13 protein-coding genes are annotated in these 13,574 nt (G+C 72.8%); 7 read left to right on the top strand and 6 right to left on the bottom strand.

What is annotated here, in order from left to right; all coding sequences use genetic code 11:
- Positions 1 to 5: 5 nt before the first annotated feature.
- The 4 genes from AB5970_RS10540 to AB5970_RS10525 all read left to right on the top strand — a co-directional run bounded on the left by AB5970_RS10540 (position 6) and on the right by AB5970_RS10525 (position 5,326).
- Positions 6 to 1,418, top strand: a complete 1,413-nt coding sequence (locus AB5970_RS10540) for a flotillin family protein (RefSeq protein ID WP_370503890.1) — start codon at positions 6 to 8, stop codon at positions 1,416 to 1,418.
- A gap of 159 nt (positions 1,419 to 1,577) precedes the next feature.
- Positions 1,578 to 3,107, top strand: coding sequence for an HNH endonuclease signature motif containing protein (locus AB5970_RS10535; protein ID WP_370503889.1), 1,530 nt, complete (start codon positions 1,578 to 1,580; stop codon positions 3,105 to 3,107).
- A 292-nt stretch (positions 3,108 to 3,399) separates the two neighbouring features.
- Positions 3,400 to 4,212, top strand: a complete 813-nt coding sequence (locus tag AB5970_RS10530) for an alpha/beta fold hydrolase (protein WP_370503888.1) — start codon at positions 3,400 to 3,402, stop codon at positions 4,210 to 4,212.
- Positions 4,193 to 5,326, top strand: a complete 1,134-nt coding sequence (locus AB5970_RS10525) for a PP2C family protein-serine/threonine phosphatase (protein ID WP_370503887.1) — start codon at positions 4,193 to 4,195, stop codon at positions 5,324 to 5,326. The genes AB5970_RS10530 and AB5970_RS10525 overlap by 20 nt, the downstream gene beginning before the upstream one ends.
- Positions 5,327 to 5,463: 137 nt before the next feature.
- Here AB5970_RS10525 and AB5970_RS10520 read toward each other — a convergent pair whose 3' ends face one another.
- From AB5970_RS10520 to AB5970_RS10500, 5 genes are all read right to left on the bottom strand, one after another.
- Positions 5,464 to 6,702, bottom strand: a complete 1,239-nt coding sequence (locus tag AB5970_RS10520; RefSeq protein ID WP_370503886.1) for a glycoside hydrolase family 6 protein — start codon at positions 6,700 to 6,702, stop codon at positions 5,464 to 5,466.
- A 305-nt stretch (positions 6,703 to 7,007) separates the two neighbouring features.
- Entirely contained in the window at positions 7,008 to 8,003 is a 996-nt protein-coding gene (gene dhaK / locus AB5970_RS10515; protein WP_370503885.1) for a dihydroxyacetone kinase subunit DhaK, read from the bottom strand.
- Positions 8,004 to 8,073: 70 nt separating this feature from the next.
- A complete protein-coding gene (gene dhaL, locus AB5970_RS10510; RefSeq protein ID WP_370503884.1) occupies positions 8,074 to 8,694 on the bottom strand; it encodes a dihydroxyacetone kinase subunit DhaL in 621 nt (206 codons plus the stop codon).
- Between the two features lie 29 nt (positions 8,695 to 8,723).
- Positions 8,724 to 9,500 (bottom strand): HAD-IA family hydrolase, encoded by a 777-nt coding sequence (locus AB5970_RS10505; RefSeq protein ID WP_370503883.1) that lies wholly within the window; start codon positions 9,498 to 9,500, stop codon positions 8,724 to 8,726.
- Between the two features lie 40 nt (positions 9,501 to 9,540).
- The gene (locus AB5970_RS10500) at positions 9,541 to 10,401 is read right to left on the bottom strand and encodes a class II fructose-bisphosphate aldolase (protein WP_370503882.1); all 861 of its coding nucleotides are present in this window, start codon (positions 10,399 to 10,401) and stop codon (positions 9,541 to 9,543) included.
- A 170-nt stretch (positions 10,402 to 10,571) separates the two neighbouring features.
- Here AB5970_RS10500 and AB5970_RS10495 point away from each other — a divergent pair, with 170 nt between their 5' ends.
- Positions 10,572 to 11,306, top strand: coding sequence for a GntR family transcriptional regulator (locus tag AB5970_RS10495; protein WP_370503881.1), 735 nt, complete (start codon positions 10,572 to 10,574; stop codon positions 11,304 to 11,306).
- A 75-nt stretch (positions 11,307 to 11,381) separates the two neighbouring features.
- Here the strand turns inward: AB5970_RS10495 and AB5970_RS10490 are convergent, their stop codons facing one another.
- The gene (locus AB5970_RS10490; protein WP_370503880.1) at positions 11,382 to 12,713 is read right to left on the bottom strand and encodes an NYN domain-containing protein; all 1,332 of its coding nucleotides are present in this window, start codon (positions 12,711 to 12,713) and stop codon (positions 11,382 to 11,384) included.
- Between the two features lie 203 nt (positions 12,714 to 12,916).
- Here AB5970_RS10490 and AB5970_RS10485 point away from each other — a divergent pair, with 203 nt between their 5' ends.
- Together AB5970_RS10485 and AB5970_RS10480 are read left to right on the top strand one after the other, a co-directional pair.
- Positions 12,917 to 13,240 carry a cupin domain-containing protein gene (locus AB5970_RS10485; RefSeq protein ID WP_370503879.1) on the top strand — a complete coding sequence of 108 codons (324 nt, stop codon included), beginning with the start codon at positions 12,917 to 12,919 and terminating at the stop codon, positions 13,238 to 13,240.
- Positions 13,237 to 13,506 carry an acylphosphatase gene (locus tag AB5970_RS10480; RefSeq protein ID WP_370503878.1) on the top strand — a complete coding sequence of 90 codons (270 nt, stop codon included), beginning with the start codon at positions 13,237 to 13,239 and terminating at the stop codon, positions 13,504 to 13,506. The genes AB5970_RS10485 and AB5970_RS10480 overlap by 4 nt, the downstream gene beginning before the upstream one ends.
- The last annotated feature ends 68 nt before the right edge of the window (positions 13,507 to 13,574 follow it).

Here is a 13,574-nt window from a genome sequence, read left to right as displayed (position 1 = left end):
TCGTCGTGCTGCCTGACAGCTGGTTGCCCGTCCTCGCCGTGGCCGGTCTGGTCCTCGTCGTCCTCGTGGTCGGCATCGCGATCGCGAAGCGGTACCGCGTGGCCAAGCCCAACGAGGCGTTCATCGTCACGGGCCGCAAGGGCAAGACGTCGGGTGACCTGTCGGGCCAGAAGGTGGTGACGGGTGGCGGCGTGTTCGTGCTGCCGTTCGTGCAGCAGCTGTCCGTGCTCGACATGTCGTCGCGTCGCATCACGGTCGAGGTCAACGGCGCGCCGTCGTCGCAGGGCATCGCGCTGAACGTGTCCGGCGTGGCCATCGTCAAGGTGCACAACGAGGACGTCTCCATCCGGGCGGCCGCGCAGCGGTTCGGCAGCCAGCAGGAGGAGATCGACAGCTTCACCACGAACCAGCTCTCGGGCGCGCTGCGCGCGATCGTCGGCAACCTCACCGTCGAGCAGGTGATCCGCGACCGCGAGTCGTTCTCGCAGCAGGTGCTCGAGTCCGTGACCGGGTCGCTCAGCGCGCAGGGGCTGAGCCTCGACGCGTTCACCATCCAGGAGGTCACCGACCACGGCGGCGGCACCTACATCCTCGACATGGGCCGCGCGTCCGCCGCCGCGATCCGCCGGGAGGCCGAGATCGCGGAGGCGGAGGCCCGCCGGTTGTCGGAGGAGAAGCGGATCGACTCCGAGACGCAGGTGGCCAACTACCAGCGCGCGCTCGACCTGCGCCAGGCCGAGATCCTCGCGGAGACGGATCGCGCGAAGGCCCTCTCCGCGTCCGCGGGCCCGCTCGAGGCGGCGGCCCGGCAGCAGGAGATCCTCGCGCAGGAGGAGCTCGTCGCCCAGCGGCAGGCGGCCCTGACCGAGCGCCAGCTCGACACCACGGTCCGGCGCCCCGCCGACGCCGAGCGCTACCGGCTCGAGCAGCAGGCCGAGGCCCAGCGCATCACCGCGGTCAAGGCGGCCGAGGCGGCGAAGGCGGAGAACGAGCTGCGCGGTGCCGGTGAGCTGGCGCTGCGGTCCGCGCAGGCGTCGGCCACCAAGCTCGAGGGCGAGGCCGAGGCCGCCGCCGTCCTGGCGCGCGGCAAGGCCGAGGCCGAGGCGCTCCAGCAGCGGGCCGAGGCGTACAAGGAGTTCAACCAGGCCGCCGTGTTCGACCGGCTGCTCGACACCCTCCCCGAGATCGCCAAGCAGCTCGCCGCGCCGATGGGGAACATCGACAACCTGACGGTCGTCTCGACCGACGGCGCGTCTGCGCTGCCCAAGGCCGTCGCGGGCAACTTCCTGCAGCTGCAGGAGCTGATCAAGTCGACCACCGGGCTCGACCTCACGCAGATCATCGGGCAGCTCACCGACTCGTCGACGGTCGTGGTGCCGGCGAAGGCGAGCAACGGGGTTCCGACGACGGCGGTCTGAGCGGATCGGGCCGCCCGCCCGTCGGCCTGGACGTCGAGCCGCCCACAGCCCACGCGCCGAGGATCGCCGTCCACGACTGCATTGCTCGCCGGCGGCGATGTCGGACCCTCTTCGTACATTTGTGCGAACGGAGCGGGTGCGCGACGAGGGAGGGCAGCGGTGACGGCGATCCTCGAGTCCGGTGTCGTCCCGGTCGACGACCTCGTCGACAGCCCCTGGCCGGAGTGGATCGACACCGCCGAGCCGTGGGAGCCGGTGGCGGAGGTCGTCTGCCCGGACGTGCCGGAGCCCTACGTGCCCGATCCGCTGCCGGACTTCAGCGTGCGGGTCCTGGTCCCGTTCTCGGACGGGCTCGGCGACGCCACGGTCCCGATGCTCCCGGACTTCCCGGTGCTGAATCACCGACTCCCGGTCGCGGCACTCGCCGGGATCCTCGAGTCGGTCGAACCGGCCGACCTGCGGGGTGCGCACCTGGTCAACGCGATCATGGGGTGGGAGCAGGCGATCTGCGCGGCGCAGGCCGCCCAGGCGGAGCTCGTGCGTGAGCTCGCGACGCAGATGGGCGCGAACGCGCTCAGGGACGCCGGCGACGAGCTGGCGTCCGCGCTGGTGTGCACCCGCCAGGCGGCAGAGCGGATGGTCGTGCGCGCGGTGCAGGCGGCCGAGCACCCGCCGCTCTCCGACGCGTGGTCCGCCGGGCTGATCGGCTCCCGCAAGATCGACATCATCCTGGACGAGGTGGCGGTGGCCGACCGGGCCTCGGACGTCGTCGCGGATGCCCTGGACGCGGCCGGCGAGCTCACGGCCCCTCAGCTCGCCCGGCACGTGCGGGCTGCCGTGATCGGGGCGGATGCAGCCGCCGCCCAGCGTCGCGCGGCCAGGGAGCGAGCCGATCGGCGCGTGGAGCTCACCCCGGCGCGTGACGCGATGGCGTGGATCGGGGCGTACCTGCCGGCCGACCAGGCGCTGGCGGTGTTCACGACCGTGGACGCCCTCGCCGGCACCACCCGGGTCGACGGCGACCCGCGCACCGCGGACCAGCGCCGGGCGGACGCGTTCGCGGACATCTTCGTCGGGATCCTGGAGCGTCAGACGACGCCCGACGGGACGCCGCTGCCCACCCGCGGCGGCCAGCGGGTCGCCGTCCAGCTCACCGTCGCGGCGACCACGCTGCTCGGCCTCGACGAGGCCCCGGCGTACCTCGGATCCTTCGGGCCGATCCCCGCGTCGATGGCGCGCGAGCTCGCGCAGGACGGCACGTGGCGCCGGGTGCTGACCGACCCGGCGGGCCAGGTGTGCGAGGTCGGTTCGGTCGCCTACCGGCCCGGCGCTGACCTCACCCGGCTGGTCCAGGCGCGCGACCAGACGTGCACGTTCCCGGGGTGCCGCCAGCCGGCCGTCCGCTGCGACCTGGACCACCGGGAGCCGTACGACCACGGCCGACCGGGCGACGTGCAGACCTGCGAGGCGAACCTCCACTGCCTGTGCAGGCATCACCACCAGGCGAAGACCGAGGGTCGGTGGAAGGTGACCTACGACCGGGCCACCGGCGAGTCCACCTGGACCAGCCCTCTGGGCATCACGCACGTCCGGCGCCCGCAGCCCGTCCTCTCGGCGGCCCCGGTGGGCGCGCGTCGACCGGAACCTCCTCCGCCGGCTCCCCGCGACCGAGGCGACCCACCGTTCTGACGGGGTGACGACCCCGTTCGCCGGGGTTCCGGCCCTGGCGTCGACCGAGCCGTCCGTGCCGACCGAGCCGTCCGTGCCGACCTAGCCGACCGTGCCGACCTAGCCGACCGTGCCGACCTGGCCGACCGTGCCGACCTGGCCGACCGTGCCGACCCAGCCGACCGTGCCGACCTGGCCGACCGTGCCGACCGAGTCGACCGTGCCGACCGAGTCGACCGTGCCGACCGGCGGCGTGCGCCTGCGTCGTGCTGGCTAACCGCGCTCGTCGCGCGCGAGCACCTACCCTCGACCCATGACCGTGCTCACCAGGAACAATGTCGTGCTCTCGGGGGTCGTCGGCGCTCCGCCGATGGTGTTCGCGCACGGCTTCGGCTGCGACCAGACCATGTGGCGTTTCGTGGCGCCCGCGTTCGAGGCGTCGCACCGGGTGGTCCTGTTCGACCACGTCGGCGCGGGCGGCTCGGACCTGACGGCGTATGACCCGGAGCGGTACGCCTCGCTCGTCGGCTACGCCGACGACGTCGTGCAGCTGCTGGAGGAGCTCGACCTCGGTCCGGTGGTGTTCGTCGGCCACTCGGTGAGCGGGATGATCGGCGCCCTGGCGGCGGCCCGGCGGCCGGAGCTGTTCGACCGCCTGGTGCTCGTGGGTCCGAGCCCGCGCTACGTGGACGACGCCGGCTACCGCGGCGGGTTCAGCGCGGTGGAGATCGACGAGCTGCTCGAGACCATGGACGACAACTACCTCGGCTGGTCGGCGTTCATCGCCCCGGTCATCATGGGCAATGCCGACCGGCCCGAGCTCGGCGACGAGCTGACCAACTCGTTCTGCCGCACGGACCCGGCGATCGCCAAGAGGTTCGCGCGGACCACGTTCCTGTCGGACAACCGTGCGGATCTCGCGTCGGTGCGCACGCCGGCTCTCGTGCTGCAGTGCCGCGAGGACGTCATCGCGCCGCCCGAGGTCGGGCAGTACGTGCACGACCACCTGGCCGGCAGCGAGCTCGTGCTCCTCGACGCCGTCGGGCACTGCCCCAACCTGAGCGCGCCCAACCAGGTGATCGGCGCCATCACGGACTACCTGGCCCATGCCGACGCCCGGTCGTAGCCACGCCTGGGACGTCGCACCGGTCGCGCTCCTGCAGCTCGCGGCCGACGGGACGATCCTCGACGCCAACCGGATGTTCCTCGAGTGGGTCGGCCGCGCGCCGCAGGACGTGCTCGGCGGGACGCGCCTGAGCGAGCTGCTCTCGGTGGGCGGGCGCATCTACTGGGAGACGCACCTGTCCCCGCTGCTGCACATGCAGGGCCGGATCGACGAGGTCGCCGTCGAGCTGCGCGGGCCGGACGGCCGGCTCCCGGTCCTGCTGTCGGCCCGCGCGCGCAGCTTCGACGACGGCGCCGCGGTGGTGGACGTTGCCCTCTCGCGCGCCACGGAGCGGTCCCGGTACGAGCGCGAGCTGCTGGCCGCGCGGGCCGCGGCGGACACCAGCGCCGCGCAGAAGGCCTCGGTCGCGCACGAGCTGCAGCTCGCGCTCCTCACCACCAACCTGCCCACCGACGACCGCTTCCGGGTGGTCACGGAGTACCGGCCCGGCGTCCAGGCGCTCGAGGTCGGCGGCGACTGGTACGACGCGTTCCTCGTGGACGACGACGTGCTGGCCCTGGTGGTCGGCGACGTGGTCGGCCGCGGGCTGCACGCCGCGACCGCGATGGGCCAGCTGCGCAGCGCGGTCCGCGCCGTCGCGGGTCCGGGGGTCGGGCCGGCGGCCCTGCTCGAGCGGGTCGACCGCTTCGTCGAGCGCACCGCCGTGGGCTTCATGGCGACGATCGCGTACGCCGAGGTGGCGCTGGACACCGGCCGTGTCCGGTACGCGTGCGCCGGGCACCTGCCGCCGCTCCGGTTCCCGGCCACCGGCGCGCACGAGTTCCTCTGGGAGGGGCGGTCCACGCCGCTCGGCTTCGGCTCGGGCCGCGTCGAGGCGGAGGTCACCCTCGGCCCGGAGGACCTGCTGATGCTCTACACGGATGGACTGGTGGAGCGGCGCAACCGACCGCTGATGGCCGGTCTCGAGGTCCTTGCCGACGCCGGCGCCGCCATCCTCGGGCCCTCGGGGTCGGTGAGGACGCTGGTCACGCAGCTGCTCGACCACGCCGGTGACGAGCGCGACGACGTGTGCGCGCTCGTCATGAAGTGGTGGGGCCCGGACCGGGACCGGTAGGCGCCGTCGCGGCGACCGGGGGTCGGGCACCAAGGCTGGACCGGTAGGCGCCGTCGCCTGCGGCGGGTTCTGGCCAGGCGCGCTGCGGCGCCGGCCGGGACGAGTAGCCACCCTCGCCCCGGCCGACGTCGGACCGGCTACAGCGCCGGGTTCGCGTTGTGGACGAGCTCGAGCGCCATCTCCGGGAACCAGTCGCCCGCGGCGGGGTCGGCGTAGCCGCGGACTGGGTCGATGCCGCCTGCCGGGTCCCACCGGGTGCACTGGCCGTCGGACTCGCCCGGGATCTTCACCCAGAGGTAGGCGTCGACGTACGGGCTGCCGGTGGTCAGGGTGGGCTTGAGGCCGAGCCCGCGCCCGGGCGGGTTGCACCAGACCTGCGGGTCACCGGCGGGGCTGCCGGCGGGGGCCGTCCACGGACCCTGGCCGTTGCGGCTGGTGTCGACGACCGCGTGAGCCAGCACGTCCGGCCCGCTGGGCGGGTTCGCGGCGTTGGTGACGTTGTCCACGTACCACTGGTCCGTCAGTCCCCACGTGGAGAAGTCGGCGGGGTTGGCCGGGTAGTACTGCGAGGCGCAGTAGTCGAAGTGACCGACGCGCCAGCCGCCCTCGGCGGTGTTGGTGCCGTACCAGAGGCACTGCGAGATCCAGGAGGCGAACTTCACCTGGCGCTCGGACGTCTCGTAGTTGGACACGTTGAGGAAGAACCCGTCAGCCTTCTCCACCCCGGCCTTGTGCAGCCGGTCGGCGATGTCCCCGACCCCGAGCCAGCCCGAGTGCGTGCCGTCCAGGTACACCGAGGCGTTCGGCAGCGCGGTGAGCCGGTCGACGGCGCCGTTGACCTGCGTGAAGCGGTCGGACGCGGCGGTCGCGGGGTCCAGCTCGGCGGGCTGGCACCACTCCTGCGCGCCGTTGATCGAGGTGTACCAGGGGATGATGCCGAGCCCGTCGGGCTCGAGCAGCACGATCGCCTGCCCGCCGCCGACGCCCGCGGCGAACGCGTCGATCCATGCGAGGTACGACGCCGTTTCGGCCGCGCCGCCCGCGGAGTACTGCGCACAGTCGCGGAAGGGGAGGTTGTAGGCGACCAGCACGGGGATCGAGTGGGTGAGCCGCGCCTGGCGCATCGTCGTCTGGACGGCCTTCTTGACGTCCTTCGGCGTCCCCGAGGTGAACCACACCGCCTGCGGCGTCGCCGCCATCTTCGTCAGGGCGGTCGCGTCGGCCCACTGGTGCTTCTTCACCAGCTGCGCGATCTGCTTGACCGCGCCCGTGTCCGGCGGGGGAGTGAAGAGCCTCGTGGCCGCCGGTGGCGTGTGGTGGCCGCGGCCGTCGTGCGCGGCAGCCGGGGCTGCGACGGCGAGTGAGAGCGCTACCACACTGGCGGCAGCGAGCAGCATCGAGCGTGTGCGGGGCAGGGATCTGGACACGGAGTCTCCTACGTCGTTGTCGGATGACCGTTCGCGATCGACGGAACGAGCCGTCCCGCAGAGCATGACAATCCGGACGGCCGAGCACAAGGTGTACCGGTAAGGAAGACCGCTCGGGATGTCGCACGGGAGTCGCCGGCGGCGGGCGCGCGACAAAGACCGCGCGGCCGACGGACCGCGCTGCCGACGGACCTCGCGTGCGGACGGCGTCGACCGCGCGGCGGGCGCACAGGCCCGCCGCGCAGGTCGGCTGCTCAGAAGACGCGGTTGGCGATCTCGGCAGGCGCGAGCAGCAGCTGCTTGATCTCGTCGTCGAGCTTCACCAGGGTCAGCGACGCGCCGGCCATGTCGAGCGACGTGCAGTACTCGCCGACATAGCTGCGACCGACCGTGATGCCCTGCGCGGCGAGCTTCTCGTGCGCGAGCCCGTAGAGCAGGTACAGCTCGCTGATCGGGGTGCCGCCCAGGCCGTTGATCATGAGCGCCACCTCGTCGCCCGACGAGTACGGCAGGTCCGGGACGACGGCGCCGAGCAGCTCGTCGACGATCTCGTCGGCGCTCACCAGCTTGGCGCGACGGCGACCGGGCTCGCCGTGGATGCCGACGCCGACCTCCATCTCGTCGTCGGCCAGCTCGAAGAGCGGGGAGCCCTTCGCCGGCGGCGTGCACGGCGTCAGCGCGATGCCCATGGTGCGCGTCACGGAGTTGACCTTCTCCCCGATGCGTACCAGCTCCTCCAGGGAGGCTCCGGCCTCGGACGCGGCGCCGACGGCCTTCATGACGAAGAAGTTGCCCGCGACCCCGCGACGCCCGACCGTCCAGGTGGAGTCCTTGACGGCGACGTCGTCGTTGATGAAGAGCGTCTTGACGTTCAGGCCCTCGGCCTCGGCCAGCTCGGCCGCCATCTCGAACGCCATCTTGTCGCCCGTGTAGTTGTTGACCAGCAGCAGGACGCCCTTGTCCGAGGCCAGCAGCTTGGCCGTCTCCAGCACGTACTCCATGGGCGGCGCGGCGAACACGTCTCCGGGACACGCCCCGTCGAGCATCCCCTTGCCGACCACCATGACGTGGGCCGGCTCGTGGCCCGACCCGGAGCCCTGGATGATCGACACCTTGTCGTGGCTGGGGGCGTCGGCCCGCATGATCAGGTTGTACTCGGGGACGTACTTCAGCGTGTCGGGGTTGGCGAGCGCGATGCCCTTGAGCATCTCGGGGACGAAGTTCTTCGGGTCGTTGACGAACTTCTTCATCAGTCGTTCCTCCACATCGTCGTGTTCTTGTGACCTGTCGCCGCGTCGCCCCCGAACCGCGGACGTGTTCTCACCAGGTGTCGGCGATCCGTTCCGCCAGCACCGCGACGGCGATCGCGCCCGGGTCGACCGACCCGATGCTGCGCTCGCCCGTGTACGACGCGCGGCCGCGGCGGGCCTGCATCGTGACCGTGGCCTCGGCCGCGTCGCGCGCGGTCACGGCGGCCGCGCGTGCGATGTCGGCTGCCGACGAGCCCGCCGCGAGCTCCTTCTCGATCGTGTCGGTCATGGGCGCGAGCGCGTCGAGGAGCGTCTTCTCGCCCAGGTCAGCGCCGCCGCGGGCCTTGATGCCCTCGATCGCGGCCCGCAGCATCGCGACGACGTCGTCGCCCGTGATCTCCTGCTTGCCCTTCACCTGCCCGGCGGCCCGCAGGAACGCAGTGCCCCAGATGGGTCCCGACGTCCCACCGATGCGCCCGGTCATGACGATCGCGACCTTCTGCAGGAACGTGGCGGTGTCGGTGCGGTCGAACGTGTCCCACTGCTGCACGACGTTCTCGAACCCGCGGGCCAGTGAGAACCCGAAGTCCCCGTCGCCGACCACGGAGTCGAGGTCGCCGAAGTACTTCTCGTTCTCGACGCAGGTCTGCGCGATGGTGCGGACGACGGACTCGACGCGGGCATCGGACACGGTGGTTCGCTCTCTCTCGGGGCAGCGGGCTACGGGGTCTGCAGGAGGTGCTCGATGTGGGACAGCTCGACCTGACCCTGGATCTCGAGGCCGTGCGGGTTGGCCAGGACGTCCGCGGGATGGTCCGGCAGGTCGCCGAGCGAGCTCACCACCAGCGAGGCGCCGGTGAAGTCCTCGTCGGCCGTGTAGCTGCTCACCGTGACGACCGTCCGCAGGCCCGCGCCGAGCGCCGCGCGCAGACCGTTGGCGCTGTCCTCGACCACCACCACGTCGGCCGGACCGAGCCCCATCTCGCGCAGGGCGAGCAGGTAGATGTCCGGCGCGGGCTTCTTGGCCGGCACGATGTCGCCGGCGAACACCGCGAAGTGCGCGGCGAGCTCCTCACCCACCGCGTGCTCCAGCACGGCCCGGACCGAGGCCTCGGCCGACGTGGACGCGACCGCGAGCCGCCAGCCCGCGGCCTGCGCCGCCGCCACGATCCGCGCGATGCCGGGCCGTCCGGGCATGACCCCGTCGGCGACCATCGCCGTGTAGCGCGCCGTCTTGGCCTTGTGCCAGCGCGCGATCAGGTCGCGCTGCTCGTCGGGGTCGGTGGGCAGGTGCGCGGTCTCGACGAACACCGGCGTGAACACGGTCGCGAGCCGCTCCTTGCCGCCGCCGATCGCGAGGAGCTGGCCGTACTCCTCCTCGCTCCAGTGGATCGGCAGGCCGGCGTCGGCGAACGTCTGGTTGAACGCGGGCAGGTGACCGTCGCGCTCGGTGTCGGCGAGCACGCCGTCGCAGTCGAAGACCAGCGCCGGGCTCATCGGGAGCCCCGCCGAGCGCCCAGCGCCACCCCGCGGCGGCTCACGTGGCCACCCTCCCCGCGGCGCCGAACTCCTCGATGTGCAGCGTGATCGCGGCCTGCACGGCGTCGGAGATGTCCCGGAACATCGACGGCGGGTCCCACTTGTCGCGCGCCCGGGCCTCCGCCAGGTGCTTCTCCGCGGACCGCATGTAGGCGACCTTGACCCCCGTCGAGATGTTGATCTTGGAGACCCCGGCGCTGATGAAGGTCGCGAAGTCGTCGGCGGACAGGCCCGTGCCACCGTGCAGCACGATCGAGCGGTCGGTCAGGGCGGCGAGCTCGCGGACCCGCTCCGGTAGGAGCACGGGCTGCGCCTTGTACTCGCCGTGGGCCGTGCCCAGCTGCGGGGCCAGCAGGTCGACGCCCGTGCGCTCGGCCACCGCGGCGAGGGTCTCGACGTCGTAGGAGTGCAGGGAGACGTCGGACCCGACGCCGTCCTCGACGCCGATGATGTTCTCGATCTCGGACTCCACGTCGACGCCGGCCGCGTGCGCCTCGGCGACCACCTCGGCGGTCTCGCGCTCGGCCGTCTCCAGGTCGCGGTTCGAGGCGTCGAAGAGCACCGACGACCAGCCGGCCCGGATGACGTCGGAGATGACGGCGCGGTCCGGGCAGTGGTCCAGGTGCAGGGCCACCGGCACCGGGACGTCGGACGCGGCGGACCGGAACATCGTCGTGATCAGGTCCGTGCCGATCGAGCGGACGGTCTTGACGGAGATCTGGATGATCATCGGCGAGCTCGCGGCCACCGCGGCGGCGATCACGGCGCGCAGGCTCAGGTCGTCCAGGATGTTCACCGCCGGGACGGCGTAGCCGTGCTCGCGAGCGGTCCGCGTCATCGTCAGCGTCGACGAGATCATGCTCAGCCCTCCCGGGGAGCGGCCCTGCGTGTCCGGGGGACGTCGTCGCCGTCGAGACGCGCGACGGGCCCACCCGGGCGACCAGGTCCACATCGTCCTGGTCTGTCCGCAGTCTAGACAGGTCTACTCATGCCCGACCAGATGGCCGGGATCCGTGGAACCCTGGGCACATGACGGAGGTTCTGCAGCGGGAGTCGGCGGTGCCGCTCTACGTGCAGCTGGAGCAGATCCTGCACGCGCGGATCACCAGCGGCCAGTGGGTGCCCGGGCAGCGGATCCCGTCCGAGAACGAGCTCAACCGCATGTTCGGCCTCAGCCGGATGACGGTGCGCGGGGTGCTCACCAAGCTCGTCGGCGACGGGCTGCTGGTCCGCGTGCCGGGCAAGGGCACCTACGTCGCGACGCCCAAGATCAACGCGATCTCGCCCGCCTACCGCGGGGTGCGCGAGCAGCTCGAGGGGCTGGGCTACGAGACATCGACCCGGCTGGTCTCGCTCACGCTCGAGACGCCGTCGCAGGGCGTCCGCGAGCGGCTCGCGCTCGGCGAGGGCGACGAGACCTACGTGGTCGTGCGCGTCCGGTCGGTGCAGGGCGAGCCGATCAGCCTGCACCGCTCCTACGTGCCCGCGCGGCTCGCGCCCGGGCTCGACGGGCACGACGTCGTCGCCAACCAGCTCTGCGTCGTGCTCGAGGAGCAGTACGGGCTGCCCATGAAGCACGTGCGGGAGGACCTCGAGGCCGTCGCCGTGAGCACCACCGAGGCCAAGCACCTCGGCATGCGTCGCGGCGAGCCCGCCCTGCAGCTGCAGGACGTGATCTTCGACGCCCTGTCGCGGCCCTTCGAGTACTCGTCGATCGTGTTCCGCGGCGACCGCATGCGGCTGCGCTTCGACTACGACCGGTAGCGTCCGGCCGCCGCGCCGATGCGCCAGGCGGCGGTCACAACCACGCATCCGAGCAGCCCGCCGCCGAGCGCGGGATCACGCCGCCAGCAGGCCGCCGCCCACCCACGCGCCGATGGCGGCCTCGTCGCCGTTGTTCAGCTGCATCCGTGCGCCCCGGCATAGCCCCACGACGTTGTCCGTCCACGCCGCGGCGAGGTCGGCCGCGGTGGTGGTCGGCTTGAGCTCGAGCCCCGCGAAGATGATCCCGCCGATGACGAAGTTGACCGTCGAGCGGCCCACCTGCGCGCCCGCCTTGCGGCACGCGTCGCGCACGCGCCGCGACGTCTCGGCGCGGTCGAAGGGGTGGGCCTTGAGGTCCGCGGCGAGCGCCGTCAGCAGCACGCGGTAGTTCGACGCGCTGAGGCCCGGGGTGTCGGTGACCGCGACCACCTGGCGCTGCAGGGCGCTCGAGGCCGTGTCCGTGACGGCGCCGGGCAGGTCGGCCTCGCCGAAGCGGTTGGCGTCCCAGACGAAGCCCGGCGGGCGCGACGAGACGCCGACCTCGGGGACCGTCCGGGCGAGCCAGGGCAGGAAGCCGCCCGCGCCGGCCCACCGCGTCTCGGGCAGCGTGGGCTCGGTCTTCTGCGCCAGCTGCGCGATCGTGCCGAGCGGCACCGGGCGGTCGGCGGTCTGGACCCGCTGGAGCACGGCCTTCCGGGCCGCGGTGCTCGCCGGGGCCGCCGCGGCGGGAGCGGCCGACTTCTTGGCGCGCGCGGGTGCGGACGCGGACGCGGGGGCGGCCGGCTCGGCCGCGGGCGGCTCGGGCGTCTCGGGCGCGTCGGAGATCGAGCTCTCCACCGCCAGGGTCGACGCCGTGTGCGTCACCAGCTCGGCCAGGTCGTCGGCGGTGATGACCGCGTCGGCGACCGCGCGGTAGGCGCTCGCAGCCGGGCTGGCCGTGATGATCGTCACGCGGCGGTCGGCGGCGCGGCAGCGCAGGGCCAGGGGAGTGAAGTCCGCGTCGGCGGAGACGATGACGAACTCCTCGTACTGCGTCGAGGCGGCGAGGGCGTCGACGGCGTCGAGCACGAGGTTGATGTCGGCGCTGCTCTTGCCCTGCTGCGTGAGCGACGGGCAGTCGACCACCTGGAAGCCGGCGCGCGTGAAGTTGGGCCGGAACTGCGAGAACACCGACGGGTTGAGGTAGCAGGCGCGGATGAGGAAGCGGCGCGTGAAGTCGCCCTCCGAGTCCGTGCCGGACTCGAGCTCGCTCAGCCAGTGGGCGGGGTCGGTGGCGAAGGCCTCGGCGGCGACGGGGTCGAGGCGGCGCAGGCCGATGTACACGTTGTCGAAGTCGACGAACAGGGCGGTGCGGAAGCGGCGGCCCGCATCCGTCCGGTCGGCAGAGGTCACGCTCGAGGAGTTCACCCGAGCATCTTCCCTGCTGACGCGGACGGATGCGTACCAGAGCGCTCAGTGCGCGGCGTCGACCTCGGCCCGCTCGGCCTCGACGAACGCCTCCACCGCGGCCTTGTCCAGCCCGAGACCGGTGACCGCGCCGGTCCCGTACTCGGCCTCGAGGATCGCGAGCAGGACAGGGGTTGACGCCCCCAGCGCGGCACACTGGGCCGATGCATCTCCTCCAGGGCGTCGGGCGGCCCGGCGCGAGCCCGTACACCGAGCACCTGCGCGTGCCGGCGCTCAGCGTGGGCACCTACGTGCTGCGCGCCGGCGACGAGGACAGTCAGCAGCCGCACACCGAGGACGAGATCTACGTCGTCCTCGACGGTCGCGCGCGGCTCTGGACGCCGGGGCTGACCGTCGACGTCGGTCCCGGCGACGTCGCGTTCGTCCCGGCCCTCGAGCCGCACCGGTTCGTCGACATCACGCAGGACCTGACGGTCCTGGTCGTGTTCGGCCCGGCCGAGCGCAGCGCCGCGGGCGGCCCCGGGTGATCCGCCGCCGGCTCGTGGTCCGCGGGCTCGTGCAGGGCGTCGGGTACCGCTGGTCGCTGTCCCGCGAGGCCCGCCGGCTCGGCGTGCACGGCTGGGTGCGCAACCGCTCCGACGGGGCCGTCGAGGCCGTGCTCGAGGGCGCCGACGAGGCGGTCGACGCGCTCGTGGCGTGGTGCCGCTCGGGGCCCGGCGGCGCCGGGGTGTCCGGCGTGGAGGTCACCACCGAGGAGCCCGAGGGGCTGACGGGGTTCACCATCGAGCCGTAGGCGCTGGAGGGGCGCGCGCGACGAGGCTCAGCGCAGCCAGACGCGGAGCCCGCCGACCGGCTCGAAGC

It is taken from the genome of Cellulomonas sp. ICMP 17802 (assembly GCF_041295535.1).
Taxonomy (GTDB): domain Bacteria; phylum Actinomycetota; class Actinomycetes; order Actinomycetales; family Cellulomonadaceae; genus Cellulomonas.
Note: the sequence above shows the minus strand (reverse complement) of the source record. Positions and strands in the feature narration are given on the sequence as shown.

Coding starts and splice junctions, on each gene's coding strand:
- AB5970_RS10530 (WP_370503888.1), top strand. CDS start 3,400: ATGACCGTGCTCACCAGGAACAATGTCGTGCTCTCGGGGGTCGTCGGC.
- AB5970_RS10525 (WP_370503887.1), top strand. CDS start 4,193: ATGCCGACGCCCGGTCGTAGCCACGCCTGGGACGTCGCACCGGTCGCG.
- dhaK (WP_370503885.1), bottom strand. CDS start 8,003: ATGAAGAAGTTCGTCAACGACCCGAAGAACTTCGTCCCCGAGATGCTC.
- AB5970_RS10505 (WP_370503883.1), bottom strand. CDS start 9,500: ATGAGCCCGGCGCTGGTCTTCGACTGCGACGGCGTGCTCGCCGACACC.
- AB5970_RS10500 (WP_370503882.1), bottom strand. CDS start 10,401: ATGATCTCGTCGACGCTGACGATGACGCGGACCGCTCGCGAGCACGGC.
- AB5970_RS10495 (WP_370503881.1), top strand. CDS start 10,572: ATGACGGAGGTTCTGCAGCGGGAGTCGGCGGTGCCGCTCTACGTGCAG.
- AB5970_RS10485 (WP_370503879.1), top strand. CDS start 12,917: ATGCATCTCCTCCAGGGCGTCGGGCGGCCCGGCGCGAGCCCGTACACC.